This is a genomic window from Rhodococcus sp. NPDC060176 (genome assembly GCF_042728675.1).
In the GTDB taxonomy this organism is placed as follows: Bacteria; Actinomycetota; Actinomycetes; order Mycobacteriales; family Mycobacteriaceae; genus Rhodococcus_F.
The window spans coordinates 1,216,298-1,238,154 of sequence record NZ_JBHWYS010000001.1 but is presented as its reverse complement, the minus strand read 5'-3'; the positions used below and the strand labels follow the sequence as shown (position 1 = coordinate 1,238,154).

The following is a 21,857-nucleotide window of genomic DNA, read 5'->3' as shown; positions in this document are numbered from 1 at the left end:
GAAGCGACTTTTCCACGCTAGAGTGTGTGTCAGGAAACTTACACACTCAAACGGGGCCGCCAAATTCCCCAGGCCGCCCCGCGAAAGCGCGAGGGGGTCAGCCATGGGCCGCGGCCGGGCTAAGGCAAAGCAGACCAAGGTTGCACGCGAATTGAAATACAGCGTACCGACCACGGATTTCGACAGCCTGCAAAGAGAGCTCGCAGGTGGATCGACCAACTCGCATCGGAGCAGTGTCCGATCGGACCAGACTTCCGATAGGGAAGGGCATGCGCGAGAGGACGACTACGACGACTGGCGGCGTTGACCGCGCACTGCCACCGCGCAGACTGTGAAATGAGGAAGAGCTGATCGCTCTTCCTCATTTTTGCGTTCCATTTTCTGCCTCGCGCCTGCTTGTGCGGAAACAAAACTGCCCCACCGGATCTCTCCGATGGGGCAGTTGACGTTGCGGTTCAGAAGCGCGGGTGGTCTCCGGCCAGGAACGCACGCTCTGCAGCGGCGTCCGACGCCTTCTTGACGCTACCGAGCGTCCAGCAGTCGATGTGGCGCGCGGTGAGGACGGCCAGCGCGCGGTCGACGTCCTCGGGCGCGACGACGGCGACCATGCCGACGCCCATGTTGAAGGTCTGCTCCATCTCGGCGCGCTCGACGCGTCCGCGCTGCGCGATCATCGCGAAGACCGGAGCGGGGCTCCAGGTTCCGCGATCGAGTTCGGCGACCAGGCCCTTGGGCATGACGCGCGCGAGGTTGTTGGCGAGGCCGCCACCGGTGACGTGGCAGAAGGTGCGCACGTCGGTCTCGGCAGCGAGTGCCAGGCAGTCCTTGGCGTAGATCTTGGTGGGCTCGAGCAGTTCCTCACCGAGCGTGCGGCCGAACTCGTCGACGTGTGCGCTCAGGTTCATCCGGTCGATCTCGAGCAGGACCTTGCGGGCCAGCGAGTAACCGTTGGAGTGCAGTCCCGAAGAACCCATGGCGATGACGACGTCGCCGGGGCGAACGCGGTCCGGTCCGAGCAGCTTCTCGGCCTCGACGACACCGACGCCGGTTGCGGAGAGGTCGTAGTCACCGTCGGCCATGATGCCGGGGTGCTCGGCGGTCTCGCCACCGAGGAGAGCGCAGCCGGCCTGGATGCAGCCCTCGGCGATACCGCTGACCAATTCCGCGACACGCTCGGGGATGACCCGGCCGACGGCGATGTAGTCCTGGAGGAACAGCGGCTCAGCGCCACAGACGACGAGGTCGTCGACAACCATGGCGACGAGGTCGAGTCCGACCGTGTCGTGCTTGTCCATCGCCTGGGCGACAGCGAGCTTGGTTCCGACGCCGTCGGTCGATGCGGCGAGCAGCGGCTCCTTGTAGTCACCCTTGAGGGAGAACAAGCCGGCGAAACCACCGAGGCCACCCATGACCTCGGGGCGGCTGGCCTTCTTTGCCAGAGGGGCGAAGAGTTCCACCGCCCGGTCGCCTGCGGCGATATCGACTCCTGCTGCCGCGTAGGAGGCGCCTGCGGTGCGGTGACTGTCCTCGGTCATCGGGTTACTACTCCAGCCTTGTATTTCTCGCGAGCACGTATTGCTCGTGCACAGGTAAGTGGTCTTGCAATGTGAAGTGTTTGCAATCCTCGTGACGCGAGATGGATCGTTCGACTCGAGACCCAGAGCGCGCACACAAATACCGACGATTACGCCCATACGCTACCGGACCGGCCCCCTCGGTGAGACCTCGCGTACCCCGAGACGTCAGTTCTGCAGCCGCGCGCCGATCGAGGCGTGCAGCGCGCGCAGACTGTTCTGCCCGAGTGCGACGGTCTCGGATTCGATGTGTTTGAGGAGATGTCCGTCATGGACGACCTTCTCGCTCGACTGGATCAGTACCGTCCCGGCTCCGGTGAAATCGAACTGGCGTTCTTCGCCGGTGTTCGCGCCGAACATGCTTCCGCGAACCGCACCCAGGAAGCTCTGCATCCAGTCGGCGTCGAAGTGGTGGGACGGTGACGGGCAGTCAGCCCAACCCACCAACGCCTGCGGGTCGATACGCAGCGGCGGCTCCGCGAACATGACCGGCCCGTTGGACGACGCCAGGAACTTGCCCGTCCCCAGAAGCGTCAAAAAGCCTGGGACGATGGACTGTTTGAGGTCCAGGCTCGTCTCGAAGGCGAGGAGATTGGCCGCGCGAATCGTGAGGTTGCCGTCGTCGAGGTCGTAGGAATTGATGTTGAACCCGCGGTCACCGAGGATCAACTTTCCCTGTCCCTGGGCGAGCACCCAGTCGTCCGCGTAGAGCGGCGAAGAGAACCTGGCCGCGACGATCGCCGTCATACTCGTGCGCCCGAGCGGTTCGAAGTTGATGTTTCCGTAGTACGCGATCATCGCGCCCTTGGACGTGAACCACGGCTGCCCGGCCATCTCGACGCAGAAGGCGTAGTCGTTGCCAGGGACGTTGTCGTTCGCGGGCAGAGTTGCCGGATTGTGAATTTCGATACCCATGCTCTGTGCCCTCTCAGAACTTCTGCTCGGACGCCTGGACCCAGACGGTGCCGGCGCCGGTCATCTTCAGCTGGATGGACTCCCCCGAGCCCTTGCCGACGGCCTCGCGCCAGCCGACGTTCGCGGAGATGTCGACGTTGATCTGACCGATGTGGCACACGTACGCCTGCGGGTCGACGACGACCTGAGGATTGTTCGGACCGACCTGCAACGGAATCGCGCCCCCGTGCGAGAGAACCGCGACGCTTCCCTGTCCGTGCAACTGTGTCGTGAACAGGCCTTGACCGGTCATGGCGCCACGTACCGCTCCGCGCACACCGCCCTGCGACGTGAGAGCGACTATCGAACTCTGCAGGTAGCCGTCGTGTGCGAGGAGCCGGTCGGCTTCGACCGTGAGCATCGACGAACCGTCGAGGTGGATGACCTCGACGTAAAGACCGGCGTGCCCGTAGAAAACCTCACCGTTTCCCTCGGCGGCCATCATGCGTGCGTGTTCGCCGGACATCATGCGGCCGGCCATCCCGGCGATACCGCCCATGTTCGGCATGGCGCCTGGCCCACCGCCCATGCTGTGCGGGACGAAGCGGACGTCGCCGGTGTAGTAGAGCATCGACCCGGTGCGGGCGAGCACGTTCTGTCCCGGTGTAAGAGTCGACTTGACGACCTTGCTGTTCACCAATTCCAACGGCATGGGTCAGCGCTCCTCGGGCTGGATGTAGACGACACCGGATCCGTCGAATCGCAGCGAGAACGCTTCACCGCTGCCACCGCCGATCGCGGAGCGCCAGGTGACGTCGGTGACGAAGCTCTGGTTCAGCTGACCGCGGTGAGCGACGAAGGCGTCGGGATCGGCAACCAGCGGATACTGCGGGCTGACTTCGAGCGCGATGATCGGTCCGCCCTTCGACAGCACGGCCACCAGACCCGTGCCGCTGACGACCGTCGTGAACAATCCCTGTCCTGAACCTGCGCCGCGGAGACCGGCAAATTTCACGTCGGTTCGCAGTTGGCCGACCAATGCGAGCAATTGTGAGGCTTCGACATGCAAAGCGTCGTTGTCGAGCTCGATGATCGTGATGTCCTGGGCGTCGACCGCGAAGTAGACGGTGCCTTGACCGCTGACTTCCATCAGGGACAGTGATTCACCTGCCGCCTTCTGTTTGAGCGCGGCACGCAGCCCGCCACCACCGCCCATACCGGCGTTCTTGAAGGTGATCGCGCCCTCGTACGCCACCATCGAGCCGTTGATCGCTTTGATGGTGTCCCCCACCAGGTCTGCGACCAGTACCCGGTGCCCATCCATTCTCAGTTGCGCCACGGAGGGCACTATGCCAGATGCCCACGACGGATGCCGTGTCGTCGAGCAGAAAGTCGTGAACAGAAAATCGTGAACAGAAAATCTGCCGCCCACATGCTGTGGACGGCAGATTCTCGGCTGTCGAATTTCAGGCTTTCGGTGTTCAGCGCTTTCGGTGTTCAGGGACGGCTGAGCGCGCTCGCGTTGTCGTTGTCGCGAGTGGCGGTCGAACCTGCGGTGCTCTCGAGCATCCCCTCGAGGACGTTCTTGCCGATCGACGTTTCCTTGGGAAGCGCGATCGGGTAGGTCCCGTCGAAGCACGCGGCGCACAGACGGCTGGCCGGCTGCTCGGTGGCGGCGATCATGCCTTCGGTGGAGATGTATCCGAGGGTGTCCGCTCCGATGGAGCGACGCACGCCGTCGAGCATTTCCTCGAAAGTCGCGTCCTGTCCGCCCGCTCCATTGGCGATCAACTCGGCCGGTGAGGCGAAGTCGATGCCGTAGAAACAAGGCCACTTGACCGGCGGCGAGGCGATGCGGACGTGGATTTCGAGAGCGCCGGCTTCGCGGAGCATCCGGATGAGCGCACGCTGGGTGTTGCCGCGAACGATCGAATCGTCCACCACCACAAGGCGCTTGCCGCGGATGACTTCCTTGAGCGGGTTGAGCTTGAGCCTGATACCGAGCTGGCGGATCGTCTGCGACGGCTGGATGAAGGTACGGCCGACGTAGGCGTTCTTCATCAGACCCTGGCCGTAGGGGATGCCTGAGCCCTGTGCGTATCCGACGGCTGCGGGGGTGCCGGACTCGGGAACGGGGATGACCAAGTCACCTTCGGCGGGATGCTCGCTGGCGAGCAGACGGCCGATCTCGACGCGGGTCGAGTGGACAGAACGGCCACCGATGACACTGTCGGGACGGGCAAGGTAGACGTACTCGAAGACGCAGCCCTTGGGCGTCGGATTCGCGAAACGCGAGGAGCGAACGCCGTCGGCGTCGATCGCGAGCAGCTCACCGGGTTCGATGTCGCGGACGAACGACGCACCCACGATGTCGAGGGCTGCGGTCTCGCTGGCGACTACCCAACCGCGATCCAAACGGCCGAGGCAGAGCGGGCGGATGCCATGCGGATCGCGCGCTGCGTACAGCGTGTGCTCGTCCATGAAGGTCAGGCAGAACGCGCCCTCCAACGTGGGGAGCAATTCCATCGCGGCCTGTTCGATGGTGCTGTCGCCGGCAGCGTGTGCCAGCAGACCACCGATGAGGTCGGAGTCGGAAGTCGCGGCATTGGGGCGCTTGTCGTTGACCAGGCCGGCCGCACGGGTGCGGCTCGCCAGTTCAGCGGTGTTCACTAGGTTGCCGTTGTGGCCGAGCGCGATGCCCGTACCGGCAGTGGTCGTACGGAAGATGGGCTGCGCGTTCTCCCACGTCGTGGAACCGGTCGTCGAATAACGGCAATGTCCGACGGCGACATGTCCTGGCATCGCTGCGAGGGTCTGCTCGTCGAATACCTGACTGACCAGGCCGAGATCCTTGAACACCAACACCTGGGAGCCGTCGGCTACCGCAATGCCGGCAGCTTCTTGACCACGGTGCTGCAGTGCGTACAGGCCGTAATAAGTGAGCTTCGCCACATCCTCTCCCGGCGCCCAAACGCCGAATACACCGCATTCTTCGCGGGGCTCGTTCTCGTCCTCGTCGGACGGGTTCGAAGCGAGGAGATTTGGACTGTTGACCGACAGATCGGCACGAGTCACCGGGCGCTCCCTTTGTGGGCAGGGGTTGGGGGGCATCCACAGTCTACGGCCATTTTGGGACCCACTTCCCCTGAGGGCAGCCTTGGGCCTCAGATCACTCCGAAGCGAACCGGACGGTCTCTAGTAACTGCACCAACCGCTCTGTCACTACGCCAACCGCAGCAGGGGGAGCCAGTGCGCTATTTCTGGGGCGCGGCTACCTGATGCGTCGACTCGTCCGTCACCTGCGGCCTCGGAAAACTCGAGGAGTCCGGTGACCATCTGCAACCAGGTCCGAGCGTCTGTCTCGACGACGTTGGGCGGGGTTCCGCGCGTGTGACGCGGACCTTCGATGCACTGCACCGCAACAAACGGTGGGACGCGCACCTCGACGCTCGATCCGGGGGCGATCTGTTCGAGAGTGCGCGCACTCATCTTCACTGCCGCACCGAGTTCACTGCGCGAAGGCTTCGGCAGTTCCGGATCTCGAAGCCATGGGCCGACGGCCAGGACGGCGGCTCGAAATTCGGCGGGGTCGACGGCGCGGCGGGGCGGCATCAGTTCACTCCCTGTCTGCGAGTAGCGATACGAACGGCAAGTGCGCCACCGGCATTCGTGGCCAGGTGCAGCAGGGCGGGGGCAAGCACGCTGCCGCCCCGGCGGTGCAGCCACTCGAACAGCAATGCCGAAGCACCGGTGAAGGCCACTGCTGCGGGAACGTTGTCGCCGGCGCCGCGGGCGGGGGCGACGTGCCACAGCCCGAAAGTCAGTGCGTGAACGGCCTGCGCGGTCGGTCTGTTCAATTCGCGGTTCCAGACCGCGGACATCGCGCTACGGAACAACAGTTCCTCGGAGAGCACTGTGCCGAACGGGATGTGCAGGATGATCCATTCGAGGAAGTCTTCGCGGCCGTCTGCGCGCTCGTCGGCAGCGAGAGTCGCGCGCAACGAGGGAACGGCTAAAGCGACGCTGTAACCCGTAAGCACTGCGCCGGCCGCGGCTCCGCCGAACTGGGCGCCACCACGAATGCCGGTGTGCGCCAAGCCGAGTTCCTCGCGGGTGTAACCACGTGCGAGTAGGACGCCGATAGCCGACAGACCAGCTGCGGTGTTGACCACGGCGCGGGCACGAGGCGAAAGACCGAATGCTGGAAGCACGACGTTGCTCCAGGTGACCGCGGCGGCGGAGAGCGCGATCGAGGCTGCTCCCCTCACTTCTCCGGGCCCTCGGATTTCACGGCGACAACCAAAGCCGATCGCACCCGCTCGGTTTCTGCGGCCGTCCATCCCTCGGGCTGGGCAACGCTGATCCAGGCGTCCAGAACGGAGGTTCCGTAATTGTGACCATGACCGTCCGGAACTCCCGCGGCGTTGCCGAGGTCGGCGGACACCTGCCAGAACGTCACGACCGGGAACCACTTCATCGACGGTGAGCGGTCGAATCCCGGTACTTCCTTGAGCCACTCGGGACGATTGAACATCAGGTCGGGCGACCACCACACCACCGGATCGGAAGGGTGCTGGACAAACAGAACTCGCGGCTCCGGCCACGTCATCCCGTCGGTCGGAATGTCTTCGGAGCGATCCGCGAACCGTACGCCGGCCAGGCCGTCCGCGTACACGGGCGCTACTTCGGGGGTGCCGGGATCGCGCCTCTTCTCGATCGAACGCCACAACTGCGTCGCGTTCGGTGGGCCCACCCACAGAATTCCGTCGGCGGTATCGCGCGCCGCTTGCAGTGTGTCGAAGGCTCCGGCGCCGGCCATGACGCCGAGGCTCTCGCCGTAGACCATGAACTTCGGCCTGGTGGCTTCCGGTTCCTGGAGCCATCTTTCGTGCACCCGCTCGATCAACAGGCGTCCGGCAGCTTGCGCCTTCTCCTGGTCGGCGAGGAACGAGATCCAACTCGGCAGGTACGAGTACTGGCTGGCGACAAGAGCAGTGTCGCCGTCGTGCACAAGTTCGATTGCCTGCGCCGCAGTGGGATTGACCCACCCCGTACCCGTCGTCGGAATGACCACGAGAACCTTGCGCTGGAATGCGCCGGTCCTCTCCAGTTCTTTGATGACCAGGTCCATGCGCTCTTCGGGATCTTCGGCGCTTTCGAGGCCGGCGTACACACGAATCGGATCCATCGCCGGCTTACCGGTTGCCGCTTCGAGTTCCTGCGCGTCGAGTCCGCGCGAGACGAAGTTTCGTCCCTCGAACCCCAACGTGTCCCAGGGAGCGGCAGATTCGGGGCTACCCGATTTCATCGGATCCTGCGGTTCGACGACGCCGTCGCGAGTGGTCGAGTTCTGCAGACTGAAGATCGAGTTGGTCGCTGCGTAGATTCCGCGGACCAGGACGCCGTCGACCAGCATGAAGAACAGAACGGTGACAACCAGGACACCGACGCCATTGGCCACCGATCGTGACCAGTGGAACCGCCGCATCAGCTGTCGGGCAATCAGTTTCACCAGACCGTGGAGGACCCGCCAGATCGAGATGAGCAGACCGCCGACGAGCAGGCTCAGTCCGAGGGTTCGGATGTAGCCCGAGGTGGTTGTGCCTTCGGCATCGGTCAGTGCCGCGATTTCGCGTTGCCACCCGGCCGCGTAGACCAGCATGATGATCGCCGCGACGATGGACGCGACCGGAACGAACACTTTGATCGCGGAGGGCACCGGTTCGGGCAGTGGCCACCACCGTCGCCCGCTGAGCAGGTATCGCTCGACAGCCCAGCCGATCGCGGTACCGACCCCGTAGCCGATGGCCGAGTTGATGCCGCCGATCAGACCTTGGAACAGCCAATCTCGCGGAAGCAGCGAAGGAGTCAACGACCAGCAGAAGAAGAACGCGGCAAACGCGATGCCGGTGAAGTCGAGCTTGAGGAGACCCCACGCCCACTCGGTGAAGCGGTTGTCGAGCTTCTCGAGAGATGCGGGAACAGCCAGCCGCAGGTGGTGTTCCTGCGGCTGGCTGTCAGAAGAAGTCAGTTCTCCGGAATCGACCATCTATCACCCGAACAGAGCGGGCAGCGTTCCCTCGAAGGCCTCACGGAGCTTGGCCATCGTGACGGAGAAGTGTCCCTGGACCTCGACGGAATCACTGCCCTCGTCGACGACTCCGATACGCGTCCACGGCAAGCCGCGGGCGGTGCACATACCCGTGAAGCGGGTTTCTTCCGTGCGCGGAACAGCAACGAGGACGCGTCCCGACGATTCCGAGAACAGGGTGACGAACGGATCGGCACCCTCGGGAATCAGGATGCGGCAACCGGTTTCGCCGGCCAGCGCAGCTTCGACGACGGCCTGGGCCAGTCCACCCTCGGAGAGATCGTGGGCTGCGGTGACCAGTCCGTCACGCGAGGAGGCGAGCAGGATGTCCGCGAGCAGCTGCTCGCGGGCCAGGTCGACCTTCGGCGGTACGCCACCGAGATGACCGTGCTCGACCTGCGACCAGATTGAACCGTCGAACTCGTCGTGGGTGTCGCCGAGCAGGATCAGCGTCTCGCCGGGCTCGAGTCCGAGGCCCGTCGGGATGCGGCGGTGAACGTCGTCGATCACACCGAGGACGGCAACCACCGGCGTCGGCAGGATCGCCGTGGATCCGGTCTGGTTGTAGAAGCTGACATTGCCGCCGGTGACGGGGATGCCGAGGGTGGCGCAGCCATCGGCGAGGCCGCGAACAGCCTGCTGGAACTGCCACATGACACCCGGATCCTCGGGCGAACCGAAGTTGAGGCAGTTGGAGACGGCCTTGGGCGTTGCGCCCGTGACTGCCACGTTGCGGAAAGCCTCGGCCAATGCGAGCTGGGCACCGGTGTACGGATCGAGCGCGGTGTAGCGGCCCGAAGCGTCGGTGGACAGCGCGATTCCGCGTCCGGTCTTCTCGTCGATGCGGATGACGCCGCCGTCGGCGTTCTCGGCCAGGACGGTGTTGCCGCGGACGTAGCGGTCGTACTGCTCGGTGATCCACTTGCGGCTGCACAGGGCAGGCGAGGCGATCATCTTCAGCAAAGTGGCTTCGAGTTCTTCGTCCGTCTCGGGACGCTCGAGCCCTGCGGTCGTGTTCGCGATCAACGCATCCTGGCTTGCCGGGCGCTCGACGGGACGGTTGTAGACCGGTCCCTCGTGAGCGACGGTGCGCGGGGGAACGTCGACGACGGTCTCGCCGTGCCAGGAGATGGTGAGGTGCTCACCATCGGTGACCTCGCCGATGTCGGTGGCCAGGACGTCCCACTTCTTGCAGACCTCCATGAACGCATCGACGTTCTCGGGCGTGACCACGGCGCACATGCGCTCCTGCGATTCGCTCGAGAGCACCTCGGCCGGGGTCATGCCGGTGGCGCGCATCGGAACCTTCTCGAGGTTGATGTGCATGCCGCCGTCGCCGGCTGCAGCCAGCTCGGAGGTGGCGCAGGACAGCCCGGCGCCGCCGAGGTCCTGGATACCGACAACGAGGCCGGCCTTGTAGAGGTCGAGACAGCACTCGATGAGCACCTTCTCGGTGAACGGGTCGCCGACCTGAACCGCGGGCAGCTTCTTACGTCCGCCGGTGTCGCCACCCTCGTCGTCGAACGTTGCCGACGCGAGAACCGAGACGCCACCGATTCCGTCGAGACCGGTGCGTGCGCCGAACAGGATGATCTTGTTGCCCGCACCTGAAGCGAAGGCCAGATGCAGATCCTCGACACGCATTACGCCGGCCGCGAGGGCGTTGACCAGCGGGTTGCCTGCGTAGGACTCGTCGAAGACCGTCTCGCCGCCGATGTTGGGGAGGCCGAGGGAGTTTCCGTATCCACCGACACCGCGCACGACACCGTCGACGACGCGACGGGTATCGGGGGCGTCAGCAGCGCCGAAACGCAGCTGATCCATGACGGCGATCGGGCGCGCACCCATGGCCATGATGTCGCGGACGATGCCGCCGACGCCGGTGGCCGCACCCTGGTAGGGCTCGACGTACGACGGGTGGTTGTGGCTCTCGACCTTGAACGTGACTGCCCAGCCGTCACCGATGTCGACGACGCCGGCGTTCTCACCGATACCGGCCAGCATGTTGGCGCGCATCTCGTCGGTGGTGGTCTTGCCGAAGTATCCGAGGTGGACCTTGGAGGACTTGTACGAGCAGTGCTCGCTCCACATCACCGAGTACATCGCCAGTTCGGCGTCCGTGGGACGGCGGCCCAGGATCTCCTTGATGCGTGCGTATTCGTCGTCCTTGAGACCGAGCTCCTTGAACGGCTGAGCGGCATCGGGATCAGCCGATGCGTGCGTGACGGTATCGACCTGGTGAGCAGACACTGGAGAGTGGTCCCTTCCCTACGGGAGTCAAGAGGCAAGCCGGCGCGGAGCGGGACACCACGAATGTGCCCAACGAAAGAACGTGCCGGGGGACAGTCTATCGGTGTGGGCCGACGACTTCCGCAGACGGCAGCACCCGCAACACCTCCGGGCCTGCGAAGTATCGCCGGTCACACCCGAACCGGTTTGGGTAATCCGGTCGGTTTTCTTAAAGTCAGCCCGGTCCACTCTCTCCTCGAAAGGCCTCGCATGCCCCAGGATGTTCGTCAGTCCGATCTCACGGCGCAGTCCCAGTCGGTGACCACTCCCCTCACTCCGGCTGCAATTTTCCTGGTCGCGACCGTGAATCCGGGTGGCGAGAACACCACACGAGAACTACTCGCCGACGTCGCGGGTCTGCAGCGCGCCGTGGGACTGCGCGTCCCCGGATCAGGTTTGGATGTGGTGACAAGCATCGGATCGTCGGCCTGGGATCGACTGTTCGCCGGTCCGCGCCCTGCCCTACTGCACCCGTTCACCGCTCTACAGGGTGACGTTCACTCGGCGCCGTCGACTCCCGGCGATCTGCTCTTCCACATCCGCGCGATGAGCATGGACGCGTGTTTCGAGGTCGCTCGGCAGATCACGAAGCGACTGCACGGCGCGGCCACCGTCGTGGACGAAGTTCACGGCTTCCAGTACTTCGAGAACCGCGACCTCATCGGCTTCGTCGACGGCACCGAGAATCCGGTGGGCCGCGACGCCGTCGCCGCGGTGACGGTCGGCGACGAGGATCCAGAGTTCGCAGGCGGCAGCTACGTCCACATCCAGCGCTACATCCACAAGATGCGGGACTGGGAAGCAATCACCGTCGACGAGCAGGAGCGTGTGATCGGGCGCAGCAAGCTCGAGGACATCGAGATGACGTCGGAAGTGAAGCCGGCCAACTCGCACGTAGCCCTCAACGCGATCAAGGACGAGAACGGCAAGGCTCTCGAGATCCTGCGTGCCAACATGCCGTACGGACGCCTCGGCGACGACGAGATCGGCACCTTCTTCATCGGCTACTGCCGCACTCCGGCGATCACCGAACGGATGCTCGAGAACATGTTTCTCGGCAACCCTCGCGGCAATTACGACCGTCTGCTCGACTTCTCGACGGCCATGACGGGCTCGATGTTCTTCACACCGAGCGCCGACTTCTTCGAGGATCTACCGACTGCGCCCTCTACGCCCACTGGGCTCCCTGCACTTCCTTAACTACGCACCCACTAACTACGCGGCGTGAGGAAGGCGCCAAGAGCGTCGGCATACATGCGGACATCTGCCGCGCCCATCAGCTCGCGGGCCGAGTGCATGGCGAGCTGAGGCGCGCCCACATCGACGGTGGAGAGTCCGGTGCGTGATGCCGTGATCGGTCCGATGGTGGAGCCGCACGGCAGATCGGCGCGGTGGACGTAGCGCTGCATGGGCACTCCTGCCTGATCGCAGGCGAGCGCGAATTCGCCTGCACCGGCTGCGTCGGTGGCGTATCGCAAGTTCTGGTTCACCTTGAGTACCGGCCCACCGTTGATCTCGATCCGATGAGCGGGCTCGTGGCGGTCCGGATAGTTGGGGTGCGTGGCGTGCGCCATGTCGCCCGACGCGCATACCGAGCCGGCCATCGCCTGCAGGAATTCTTCGCGGCCGCCACCGCGTCCCAACACGATCCGCTCGAGCACGGTGTTGAGCAGGTCCGAGAAAGCTCCGCGATCGGACATGCTGCCGACCTCTTCGTGATCGAAGAGTGCGAGCACCGGAACCTGCCGCCCCGGCGACTCGGCCGCGGCCAGAAGTGCTTGTGTCCCTGCATAACACGTGCCCTGGTTGTCGAGCCGAGGGGCGCTGACCAATTCCTTGTCCACACCCACCACTGCGCTGGGCGCAAGGTCGTGTGTCATCAACTCCCAGCCGAGAACCGACGACGCGGCCACACCCGCACGCTCGGCGACAAAACCGATGAAAGACTTGGGCTTCGAACCCACTCCCCAGATTCCGTTGACGTGCCGCTGCGGATCCAGCGTCACGCCCTTGCGATCTTCGGACAGGTGGATAGCCAGCTGCGGAACACGAAGAATCGGGTCGTCGATGCGAACCAGCCTCTGCTCCACAGTGTTTCCCACCCGCACACTCAATCGTCCCGAGATACCGAGATCGCGGTCGAGCCACGAGTTCAGCCACGCACCGCCGTACGGTTCGAGGCCCACCATCTGCCACCCGGCCGAAGTGAGGTCGGGATGCTGTTTGACCCGCAGATTCGGGCTGTCGGTATGACCTCCGACAATCCGGAACGGAGCGGTACTTCCGACGCCCTCGGTGCTCCAGGCGATCAGCGAACCGCCTCGCACGAGGAAGTACCGTCCGGGCTCGGCGGGCCACGACTGCGTTTCGTGGACTTCGACGAACCCGCCGGCCGTCAGCTCGGTCGCCACCGTCGCGCACACATGGAACGGCGACGGTGACGAATCGACGAAGCTACACAAGCCGTCTGCGTCGGCCCCGGTCAGAGAAGCCGCCCCGGCCTGAGACGTCCGAGAAGTCTGAGAAGTCATGCCCCTCATCATGCCCGAACAGGTGTCCGGGATATCAGCGGGCGCGAAATCAGTGGGCGCGAATCAAGCGGGCACAGGACCGGTCAGCTCAGGCGTGCGGACCGGACACGCAGAACTGGTTCCCATCAGGATCGAGGAGCGTCACCCACCGGAAACCGTCCATGTTCTCGCGGTGGTGTTCGGTTGCCCCGGCCTCGACGAGTCGCGCCACCTCGGCGTCGAGATCCGGACTTCCCAGATCGAGATGGATGCGGTTCTTCCCGGCGGTGGGGTCCGGGACTTTCTGGAATGCGAAATTGGTGGCGCTGTCCGGGACCGAGACGATGTAGAACCAACCGTCGTTTTCCTCGACGATGTTTCCGCCCAACTGCGCTGCCCACCACGTTGCGAGCGGACCGGGATCGAGACTGTCGAAGGTGATCATGCCGAGTGTGAGAGTCATGCGCACACGCTAATGGAAGCCACCGACAAAGACTCTCGATCTCGGGCTGAGATGAGACGATCCTCGAATGCGACTCACGACGCTCCGCAACCGCGTTGCGGAACCACTCTTCGCCGTTTTCATCGCGACCGGAATACTCCTGAGCGTCCTCGGAGTGCTCGCCTGGCGATTTGCCACGCCATCTCTGCGAACAGAGCATATCGGCATCCAACCTCCGCCACCGCCGCCGATGGAGGACGGCAAGACCGGATACATGTGGGTTGTCGAAGGCTACAGCTACTTCGATGCCCCTCATTGGTTTCCCGCAACTGCGTGGTTCCTGATTGTCGGAACGGCTGTCGCTATTGCGGTGTCGGCAACACTGAACGCAACGGGATGGCAGCTGTCACGCGACACAGGTGGCAGAAAATTGGTTCTTCCGCTTGCGCTTTCGATTTTCGGAGCGGCCTACGGACTCGCGGTTGCCGTTGTCGGACGAATCTGGCCGCCCACCTTCTATTCGGTGGTCCTTCCCGAACCTCGTGACCCGCAGAACCCCTACCCCGAATCAGCCATCATCCACTTCGACCTCGAACCGAACCTGATCACCTTCACAGCCACAGGTCTTGCTGTCGGTCTTGTCGCCGCCACTCTGCTTCACGTCCGGAACTACTCGCTCACACGAACGAACTAGCGGGCGAGGAGATCACTCGACCGCTTCGAGTTCCGCGACACTCCCGTCCGAGATCACCCGGACGTGGCGGGTGATCTTCTCGATCGGCCAGTCCCACCACGCAATTCGAACCAACTTCTCGATGTCTTCAGCATTGAAGCGGCGCTTGATCTCCGTTGCCGGGTTGCCGCCGACAATTGCGTAGTCCGGGACGTCGCGCGTCACGACGGCACCAGTGGACACGATCGCCCCGTGACCGATCCGAACACCGGGCATGACTGTCACGTTCCCGCCGAACCACACGTCGTTCCCGACGACGGTGTCTCCGCGCGACGGCAGATCCTGCACCAAATCCATGTGCCTGGCCCAATCGCCGCCCATGATCGGGAACGGGTAGGTGGAGACACCGTTCATGCGATGATTTGCGCCGTTCATGATGAAGGTGACGCCGGTTGCCAGCGCGCAGAACTTTCCGATCAGCAGTTTGTCGGGACCGTAGTGGTGCAACATGTTTCGGGTCTCGAACTCTTCGGCGAACTCCGGATCGTCGTAGTAGGTGTACTCCCCTACCTCGATCAACGGGTTGTCGATCAACGGCTTCAGCAACACCACTCGCGGTTGCCCAGCCATCGGATGAACAAGGGCGGGATCCGGCACAGTGAAATCTGACGCGTTCATTACCAACTCCGATCCGTCGGCGCGGTGTCGCCGACCGCAGCAAGACTATCCGGTTCCTGCTGCGGTCGACCGACACGCGCAAACGTGCCGGGCGTCAGCCCAGAAGCCCCTTGGCAATATGGGTGACCTGAATTTCGTTGCTGCCTGCATAGATCATGAGCGACTTGGCATCACGCGCCAACTGCTCCACTCGGTACTCGGCCATGTAGCCGTTTCCACCGAACAGTTGCACGGCTTCCATCGCGACTTCGGTCGCCGCGCGCGAGGAGTACAGCTTCATCGCCGACGCCTCCGCCAAGCTCACCTTGTCTCCGGCTGCGGTGCGTTCGATCGCGTTGAAGACCATGTTCTGCACGTTGATTCGAGCGACCTCCATCTCGGCCAGCTTGAGCTGGATGAGCTGGAACTGCCCGATCTCGCGTCCCCACAGCTTGCGGGATTTCGCGTATTCGATACTCAGACGGTGACATTCGTTGATGATGCCGAGCGAGAGGGACGCGATGCCGATGCGTTCGGCGGCGAAGCTCTCCTTGGCGCTGGACTTACCGTCCGATTTTCCGCTGTCCTCGGTTTCGCCGAGCAGGCGGTCTTTGGTGATGCGGACGTTGTCGAAGAACAACTCACCGGTGGGTGAGGAATTCATGCCCATCTTCTTGAACGGCGGGCTCTGCGTGAGTCCTTCCATGCCCTTGTCGAGGATGAAGGCGAGCACCTTGCGATCGCGGCGATCAACCGACGCGTCGCCCTCGTCGAGCTTTGCGTAGACGATCATCACGTCGGCGTACGGACCGTTGGTGATGAAGGTCTTGTTGCCGTTGAGGATGTAGTCGTCACCATCGCGGCGCACGTAGGACTTCATGCCGCCGAAGGCATCCGAGCCCGAATCCGGTTCGGTGATCGCCCAGGCGCCGACGGTTTCGAAGGTCACCAGGCCGGGGAGCCAGCGTTCCTTCTGCGCGAGTGTGCCGCGGCTGCGGATGGTTCCGGCGGCCAATCCGAGGCTGACGCCCAACGACGCGACGAGACCGAGGCTGACTCCGGCCAATTCACTGTTGAGCACGACGCCCATGCTGCCTGCGCCGCTGAATGCACTCGACTTCTCACCGTCACTGGAGGGCGCATCGCCACGCTCACGTGCCAGCGACTTCTCGAGACCCTCGCGTGCCATGTCGGCGAGACCGAAGGTCGAGTACAGCTTGCGGATGATGTCGAACGGCGGCAGCGCACCACTTTCGAGCTCGTCGACGTGAGGTCGCACCTCTTTGTCGATAAAGCTTAGCAAGGCGTCGCGGAACATCAGGTCGGTGTCGGACCACTCGTACATGTGCCTGAACTCCAGTCGGTGAACGATCGGGAGACTGCCGAACGACAGCCACACACCGAATATAGAACACGTTCCAAAACCGGAACAGGATTCAGCTGATCAGTCCCATTCGCTGCGAGATCCACACCAGTTCCTGTTCGACGCCCGCGGACCACACCGAAAAGCTGTGACCACCGGGAAGCTCGAGATACCTGGCGTCCATTCCGGCCGCTTTGGCCGCTTCGTACACCTTTTGCTGACCGGGCTTGAACTCGTTGTCATCTGTTCCGACCACAAACACTCCGCCCGAGTTCGGGAACTTCCGGGTCGCCAGGAGATCCATCGGATTCACCTTCACGAATGCTGCCTCGTCGCCGCCGAAGATCTCGTCGACGGTCCGCGCTCGGTCACCGAGCGAAGGCTCCACCTGACCGGACAGATCGAGGAACGTCGGATACACGTCGGGGTAGTTGGTCGCCATCTGCAGTGAACAGGTACCGCCGTAGGAGAGCCCGCCGATGGCCCACGCTCTCGGATTCGTGTCGATCTGGAACGCATTCGCCACTGCCGCGGGCAAGTCCTTTGCCAGATACGTGCCGACCTTGCCCTGCGAGGAATCGGTGCACAGCGGATTGGCCATCTGCGAACCCGTTCCGTCGGCGATGACGACCACCGGGGCGAGCCCGGCGTGATCGCGCGCGAAAGAATCCATTGTCGCGGTGAGCTTTCCGCCCTGGAGCCAGTCCTCGGGCTTGCCAGGCTGACCGGCCATCAGCACCAGTACGGGAAGAAGTGGACGCGGATTCGTGAAGTACGACGGCGGCAGATACACCTGAGAGTCACGCGCCGAGAATCCCGAAACAGTTCCGGGGACCGGCAAAGTCGTGACTCGTCCGCGAATCGGCATGCCTTCGGGCGCTTTCCACACCGTGTCGGTGGGGTCGCCGGTGACAACAGGATCCGTCGGACCGGGAACCTCATCGAGTGAAATGCGGTCGAAATCGTCGTGGCCGAACGCAATTCCCACAGTCGGGTAGGCGGCAAAGACCAGATTGATCTGGGTCGCGGCGGTGACGATGACCAGCACTGTCGCAACCACGGACAGCACCGCCTTCGCGACGGTTCCGCCCGCCTTGATTCGCGGCCCGAGAAGTAGCAGCGCGTAGATACCGAGACCGATCCACACGTAGATCGACATCGCGATGGGATCGGGGAACGGCACGATCACCTTTTCGACCGTGATCCAGGCGGCGATCATGATCACCAGTGCGATCAGCCCCGCGATCGGCACGGCTCTGCGGTAGTACCACCGCACGTTCGAACCGAGCAGCCACACACCACCCAGGACCCCAAGGACAGTCAGGATCACCGGCAGCGGTCCCGAGATCAAACTGATTCGGTAGAGCCAGTCCACGTCAAGCCTCTCGCGCGTAGAAATGTCGCACGCACGAGGCTAGACGACGACGCTAGTACTCTGTATCAGGTGACATTCATCAAGGTCTGTGGCCTACGCGACGTTGACACGGTTGACCTCACGGTGGGCCTGGGCGTCGACGCCATCGGTTTCGTCTTCGCCGAGAGCGTCCGCAAAGTCGACCCCACGCTCGCAGTCGACCTGCTCGCGCGTGTCCCTGCCCATATCCGGGCAATCGGAGTCTTTCTCGGCAACCCGATCGATCAGATCCTAGAGATCGCCGAGATCACCGGACTTCGCACCGTGCAGATTCACGATCTTGTCGACGCCGAGCAAGTGCAGCGACTTCACGACGCAGGCCTTACCGTGATCCGTGCAGTCGTCTCCAGCAACGTCCGCGACGGTTACAACCTCGACCTCGGTGAGGACGAACTCTTGATCGACGGCGCAGACGCCGGATCCGGGGTGCCGTGGGACTGGGCCCAACAGCAATCGCGCCCGCAGGGCCAGTGGATCCTGGCGGGCGGACTGTCCCCGGACAACGTGCGCGACGCACTGGATGCCACCGGAGCCTGGGGCGTCGACGTCTCCAGCGGCGTCGAATCGTCCCGCGGCGTCAAGGACCACGCTTTGATCGAGAAGTTCGTGAGCGCTGTCCGCCAGACCGATCACTCGAAGTAGTACGCGTAGTCACTGAAGGCGACTTGACCGGTGGGACTCGCCTTCACCGCGTCGGCAACGGCAGGCGGAATGGGAGCCCAGCGTGCCGGCATCGCTGCCGCCAGTGAGGGCTTCAAGATGTAGAGCAGGGCGAAGTTCACTATCCAGAGCGGCGGCGCCATCGACATGCCGACTTCCGAACTCACATCGGCTTTGGTGTTGGTCACCAGCTGCGCTTCACCCGAAATCTGTTGCGCTGCAAATCCGTAGACCGCTTGCACCGTGTACGCCGACTGATAGAGCGCAATCAGAGAGTGCGTCGCACCGTTGTTGCGTAACCAGGTGCCGACAAAACCGCCGGGAGCGATCAGCGTATTCACCTGCCGCGTCGGCGCATCCGCGTTGGCGGGACTCTCCAACAATCCGTCGGGGTTCACGTACAACCCGTAGCTGGCCAGAACCGACGGCGTAGTGCCGGAGTAGAGAGGGCGCCCGTTCGTATTGGTCAATATTCGGGCGCATTCGTAGATCACCTCGGCGTCCTCGCGATTGCCCCCGACCCCACCGCCGGAGATGAGATCGCGATACTGCTCCTCGGACAAAGTGTCGGCTGGTTCGAGTCCGATCTGCGCGGCAATCTCGTCCGCTACCGGTTGACCCAGCGGCTGGTTGAGCTGATCCGGACTGGTCAGCTGTGTGGGCGCGACGCTCTCGTAGCCAGGTGCCCCGGCAAAGGGGATCACGAACCCGGTATCGACAGTCTCCGCAACAGGTTGAGCGCCGGCCGTCTGAGTCATGGCAAACGAAAGTACGCACACCCCAACCAAAGCCAGTACCGGGATGGTCCCCCGGTGCGACCGTGCCCCACGTCTACAGCCCTCGCCTGAGAAAGGCTTGCCTGCAATTCCCTTGCCGCGCATAGGTCAACCTCCCGGGACACAGTCCGGCGAATCAACTCGAGCTTGCATCTCAGTCAAACGCTGTGAACAGCGCCGTGTCAAGACTCTTGCCAGGTCGAGGGGCCGACGGCACCCGCTCGACCGATACAGTGGTCCTTCCAACTGAAGTGACCTCACCCGCGGTTGACCGCTCGAGTTGTGCGCGTCAGTTGCAGGAAGTCCCGCGTCAGTTACACGAAGTTTCTGGAGGCGAGCAGTGTCTGACAAGCGCGGAACCGTGTTGATCACTGGCGTCGGCCGGCGCAAGTCGATCGGAGCAGGCCTTGCATTGGGTCTCGCCGAGGATGGTTGGGATCTGACGATCGGCTACTGGGAGCCTTATGACGAACGCGCCGGGTTCGTCCGCGGAGCGCACGATCCGCAGGACATTGCAGAGAAGTGTCGCGCACTCGGGAGCCGTGTCGACCTAATTCCCGGCGATCTGGCCTCGCCGGACGCTGCCGGTCAGCTCGTTGACGCTGCCGCAGCGCGGAACGACCTTCGTGGGCTGGTGCTCTCGCATTGCGAAAGCGTCGACAGCTCGATCCTCGACACCACGATCGAGAGCTGGGAACGACATTTCGCCGTCAACGCCCGCGCCTCTTGGCTGCTGATCAAAGCGTTCGCTGAACAACTTCCCGAACAGCACGACGCCAGTCAGGTGACCGGGCGGATCATCGCGCTCACCAGCGACCATGCGGCCCACAATCTCCCGTACGGAGCCAGCAAGGGAGCTCTCGACCGCATCGTCATCGCAGCCGCAGTCGAACTCGGATCACGTGGGGTAAGAGCCAACGTCATCAACCCCGGACCGATCGACACAGGGTGGATGACACCGGAGATCAGGCAGGCCGCCACCCTCCGGACCCCTGCCGGCCGACTGGGTACTCCCGGCGACACTGCAGACCTCGTTCGGTTTCTGATGTCCGACGCCGGAAGCTGGATTACGGGACAACTCCTTCACTCCAACGGCGGATTCAGTACGAACTGAGCCCTGGCCGGACTCAGTTCAGGCTTTGTAGGTCGGTAGCGTCTGCCCGAGCCTCTTGCCCATCTCGGCAGCCAATGCGGCGAGCCCGCTGGCCGGACGTACCATGACCTCGAAATCGACGATCTTGCCGTCCTCGTCGAATTCGACCATGTCGATTCCCTTGAGGCTCTTGTCGCCGATGTTCGCACTGAATTCGAGCACGACCTGCCGACCGTTGGCTCCGGCGAACTGCCGGTGGTACTCGAAGTTCTCGAAGACCTGGATCACCGTATTGAGAATGAGCACAACGGCATCCGCGGACTGGTACGGCTTGAATCCCGTGGGTGACCGGAACTGCGCGTCAGGCGCGACGATGGTCGGTAGCGCCGACAGGTCACCGGTTTCGATCATGGTGTGCCACAACTGCAGGGCTGCTTCGACTTTCGGTTCGAGCGTCAATTCCGTGCTCATGCTTCTACCCTTTCCTCGGCGTTACCTGCTACTTGATTTACCGGCACTTGACTGGCGACGGCCCACGCACTCAACACAGTTCGCACCCCGGTCACGAGTTGCAACGGCTGATCGATCATGACGTGATGTCCGGCTTCGGGAATCTCCGCCACGATGGCGTCCGGTCCGAACAACCCGCGCATGTGTTCCATGAGTCGGTCGGACACAATTCCGTTCTCGGCCCGGAAATATGCTACGCGGCAACGTGGTTCACTGCTCAGAACATCTTCGGCGCCGACACGGAGAAAGAAGTTCGGATCGAATTTCCACGACCAACCACCGTCGACTTCCTCCATCGACGTGGCCGCCACATGATCACGCACTGCGGGTACCCCCGAGTCCTGCGGCGGGACGAAGCGGAATCGACCCATTGCATCTTCTCTGGAGGGGTAAACCTTCTTGGGGCCGAACGCATTCTGGCGTCGAGCTGCCTCTTCTTCGGGCGTACGCGCCTTGAGTGGAGAATCAATGATGACAACGCCGTCCAACAGCTCGCCGTGCAGATGTGAGGCCACGAAAGAAACAATCCCACCCATACTGTGCCCGACCAGAATCGGCTTGCCGTCGATTCCCCCGGCCTCAGCCGCCGCCAGCACCTCCCGAGCCCACTGGGACATCGCGTAGGCATCGCGAGTGTCACTGTCGCCGTGGCCCGTCAGGTCCAGGGCAACGACGCGCCGCCCATCGGCCAATTGCGGGGCGATGTGGTCCCACCACCTGCTGTGGGCCGCACCGCCGTGGATCAGCACGATTCCCGGCCCCGCCGACCCGGCCGACCCCCAAGCCCGAAAGTGCACCGCAGCGCCCTCGACCTCCACCGAACCGGTCTCGACCGGCGCTTCCAGCGCCCGGGTGAACCAAACAGGCGCGTCTTCGACCACATTGCTCATCGATCGAACATACATAGTCGC

Annotated in this window: 22 protein-coding genes; 5 read left to right on the top strand and 17 right to left on the bottom strand. The window is 63.5% G+C overall.

Going from position 1 to position 21,857, the window contains the following annotated elements; genetic code table 11:
• The first annotated feature begins 103 nt into the window (after nt 1-103).
• Nucleotides 104-307: a DUF3073 domain-containing protein gene (locus ACFWEM_RS06005; protein ID WP_003940337.1), complete on the top strand. Its 204-nt coding sequence runs from the start codon at nt 104-106 to the stop codon at nt 305-307.
• Nucleotides 308-455: 148 nt separating this feature from the next.
• Here ACFWEM_RS06005 and purM read toward each other — a convergent pair whose 3' ends face one another.
• From purM to purL, 9 genes are all read right to left on the bottom strand, one after another.
• Nucleotides 456-1,535: a phosphoribosylformylglycinamidine cyclo-ligase gene (gene purM, locus ACFWEM_RS06000; protein ID WP_003940225.1), complete on the bottom strand. Its 1,080-nt coding sequence runs from the start codon at nt 1,533-1,535 to the stop codon at nt 456-458.
• 207 nt (nt 1,536-1,742) lie between these two features.
• On the bottom strand, nt 1,743-2,489 hold the full coding sequence (locus tag ACFWEM_RS05995) for an AIM24 family protein (RefSeq protein WP_003939813.1): 747 nt from the start codon (nt 2,487-2,489) through the stop codon (nt 1,743-1,745).
• Nucleotides 2,490-2,502: 13 nt separating this feature from the next.
• On the bottom strand, nt 2,503-3,180 hold the full coding sequence (locus ACFWEM_RS05990) for an AIM24 family protein (protein ID WP_378531969.1): 678 nt from the start codon (nt 3,178-3,180) through the stop codon (nt 2,503-2,505).
• Nucleotides 3,181-3,183: 3 nt separating this feature from the next.
• Nucleotides 3,184-3,792 (bottom strand): AIM24 family protein, encoded by a 609-nt coding sequence (locus tag ACFWEM_RS05985; RefSeq protein ID WP_020970622.1) that lies wholly within the window; start codon nt 3,790-3,792, stop codon nt 3,184-3,186.
• 173 nt (nt 3,793-3,965) lie between these two features.
• Nucleotides 3,966-5,543 (bottom strand): amidophosphoribosyltransferase, encoded by a 1,578-nt coding sequence (gene purF, locus ACFWEM_RS05980; protein ID WP_003940541.1) that lies wholly within the window; start codon nt 5,541-5,543, stop codon nt 3,966-3,968.
• A gap of 147 nt (nt 5,544-5,690) precedes the next feature.
• Entirely contained in the window at nt 5,691-6,080 is a 390-nt protein-coding gene (locus ACFWEM_RS05975; RefSeq protein WP_214883455.1) for a sterol carrier family protein, read from the bottom strand.
• A complete protein-coding gene (locus tag ACFWEM_RS05970; RefSeq protein ID WP_378531961.1) occupies nt 6,080-6,736 on the bottom strand; it encodes a CPBP family intramembrane glutamic endopeptidase in 657 nt (218 codons plus the stop codon). The genes ACFWEM_RS05975 and ACFWEM_RS05970 overlap by 1 nt, the downstream gene beginning before the upstream one ends.
• Nucleotides 6,733-8,517: an alpha/beta hydrolase gene (locus ACFWEM_RS05965; protein ID WP_378531959.1), complete on the bottom strand. Its 1,785-nt coding sequence runs from the start codon at nt 8,515-8,517 to the stop codon at nt 6,733-6,735. The genes ACFWEM_RS05970 and ACFWEM_RS05965 overlap by 4 nt, the downstream gene beginning before the upstream one ends.
• A 3-nt stretch (nt 8,518-8,520) precedes the next feature.
• Nucleotides 8,521-10,809, bottom strand: coding sequence for a phosphoribosylformylglycinamidine synthase subunit PurL (gene purL, locus ACFWEM_RS05960; protein ID WP_230814683.1), 2,289 nt, complete (start codon nt 10,807-10,809; stop codon nt 8,521-8,523).
• 249 nt (nt 10,810-11,058) lie between these two features.
• Here purL and ACFWEM_RS05955 point away from each other — a divergent pair, with 249 nt between their 5' ends.
• A complete protein-coding gene (locus ACFWEM_RS05955) occupies nt 11,059-12,048 on the top strand; it encodes a Dyp-type peroxidase (RefSeq protein ID WP_378531956.1) in 990 nt (329 codons plus the stop codon).
• A gap of 11 nt (nt 12,049-12,059) precedes the next feature.
• Here the strand turns inward: ACFWEM_RS05955 and ACFWEM_RS05950 are convergent, their stop codons facing one another.
• Together ACFWEM_RS05950 and ACFWEM_RS05945 are read right to left on the bottom strand one after the other, a co-directional pair.
• Nucleotides 12,060-13,379, bottom strand: a complete 1,320-nt coding sequence (locus tag ACFWEM_RS05950) for a M18 family aminopeptidase (RefSeq protein ID WP_378531954.1) — start codon at nt 13,377-13,379, stop codon at nt 12,060-12,062.
• An 88-nt stretch (nt 13,380-13,467) separates the two neighbouring features.
• Nucleotides 13,468-13,821, bottom strand: a complete 354-nt coding sequence (locus ACFWEM_RS05945; RefSeq protein ID WP_003939907.1) for a VOC family protein — start codon at nt 13,819-13,821, stop codon at nt 13,468-13,470.
• A gap of 67 nt (nt 13,822-13,888) precedes the next feature.
• Here ACFWEM_RS05945 and ACFWEM_RS05940 point away from each other — a divergent pair, with 67 nt between their 5' ends.
• Nucleotides 13,889-14,494: a hypothetical protein gene (locus ACFWEM_RS05940; RefSeq protein WP_378531952.1), complete on the top strand. Its 606-nt coding sequence runs from the start codon at nt 13,889-13,891 to the stop codon at nt 14,492-14,494.
• Nucleotides 14,495-14,506: 12 nt separating this feature from the next.
• Here ACFWEM_RS05940 and ACFWEM_RS05935 read toward each other — a convergent pair whose 3' ends face one another.
• The 3 genes from ACFWEM_RS05935 to ACFWEM_RS05925 form a co-directional block, all read right to left on the bottom strand.
• A complete protein-coding gene (locus ACFWEM_RS05935; protein ID WP_378531950.1) occupies nt 14,507-15,151 on the bottom strand; it encodes a CatB-related O-acetyltransferase in 645 nt (214 codons plus the stop codon).
• 94 nt (nt 15,152-15,245) lie between these two features.
• Nucleotides 15,246-16,475 (bottom strand): acyl-CoA dehydrogenase family protein, encoded by a 1,230-nt coding sequence (locus ACFWEM_RS05930; RefSeq protein ID WP_378531947.1) that lies wholly within the window; start codon nt 16,473-16,475, stop codon nt 15,246-15,248.
• A 91-nt stretch (nt 16,476-16,566) separates the two neighbouring features.
• Nucleotides 16,567-17,868 carry an alpha/beta hydrolase gene (locus ACFWEM_RS05925; protein ID WP_378531945.1) on the bottom strand — a complete coding sequence of 434 codons (1,302 nt, stop codon included), beginning with the start codon at nt 17,866-17,868 and terminating at the stop codon, nt 16,567-16,569.
• Between the two features lie 69 nt (nt 17,869-17,937).
• Between ACFWEM_RS05925 and ACFWEM_RS05920 the strand changes: the two genes are divergently transcribed.
• On the top strand, nt 17,938-18,549 hold the full coding sequence (locus ACFWEM_RS05920; RefSeq protein ID WP_378531943.1) for a phosphoribosylanthranilate isomerase: 612 nt from the start codon (nt 17,938-17,940) through the stop codon (nt 18,547-18,549).
• Here the strand turns inward: ACFWEM_RS05920 and ACFWEM_RS05915 are convergent.
• Entirely contained in the window at nt 18,537-19,448 is a 912-nt protein-coding gene (locus ACFWEM_RS05915; protein ID WP_378531941.1) for a hypothetical protein, read from the bottom strand. The two genes, ACFWEM_RS05920 and ACFWEM_RS05915, sit on opposite strands and share 13 nt — an antisense overlap.
• A 235-nt stretch (nt 19,449-19,683) precedes the next feature.
• Here ACFWEM_RS05915 and ACFWEM_RS05910 point away from each other — a divergent pair, with 235 nt between their 5' ends.
• Nucleotides 19,684-20,457 carry an SDR family oxidoreductase gene (locus ACFWEM_RS05910; RefSeq protein ID WP_378531939.1) on the top strand — a complete coding sequence of 258 codons (774 nt, stop codon included), beginning with the start codon at nt 19,684-19,686 and terminating at the stop codon, nt 20,455-20,457.
• 18 nt (nt 20,458-20,475) lie between these two features.
• On the opposite strand, the gene ACFWEM_RS05905 is transcribed toward ACFWEM_RS05910, so the two are convergent.
• Nucleotides 20,476-20,907, bottom strand: coding sequence for a nuclear transport factor 2 family protein (locus ACFWEM_RS05905; protein ID WP_283567770.1), 432 nt, complete (start codon nt 20,905-20,907; stop codon nt 20,476-20,478).
• Nucleotides 20,904-21,836, bottom strand: coding sequence for an alpha/beta fold hydrolase (locus tag ACFWEM_RS05900; RefSeq protein WP_378531937.1), 933 nt, complete (start codon nt 21,834-21,836; stop codon nt 20,904-20,906). The genes ACFWEM_RS05905 and ACFWEM_RS05900 overlap by 4 nt, the downstream gene beginning before the upstream one ends.
• Nucleotides 21,837-21,857: the final 21 nt, after the last annotated feature.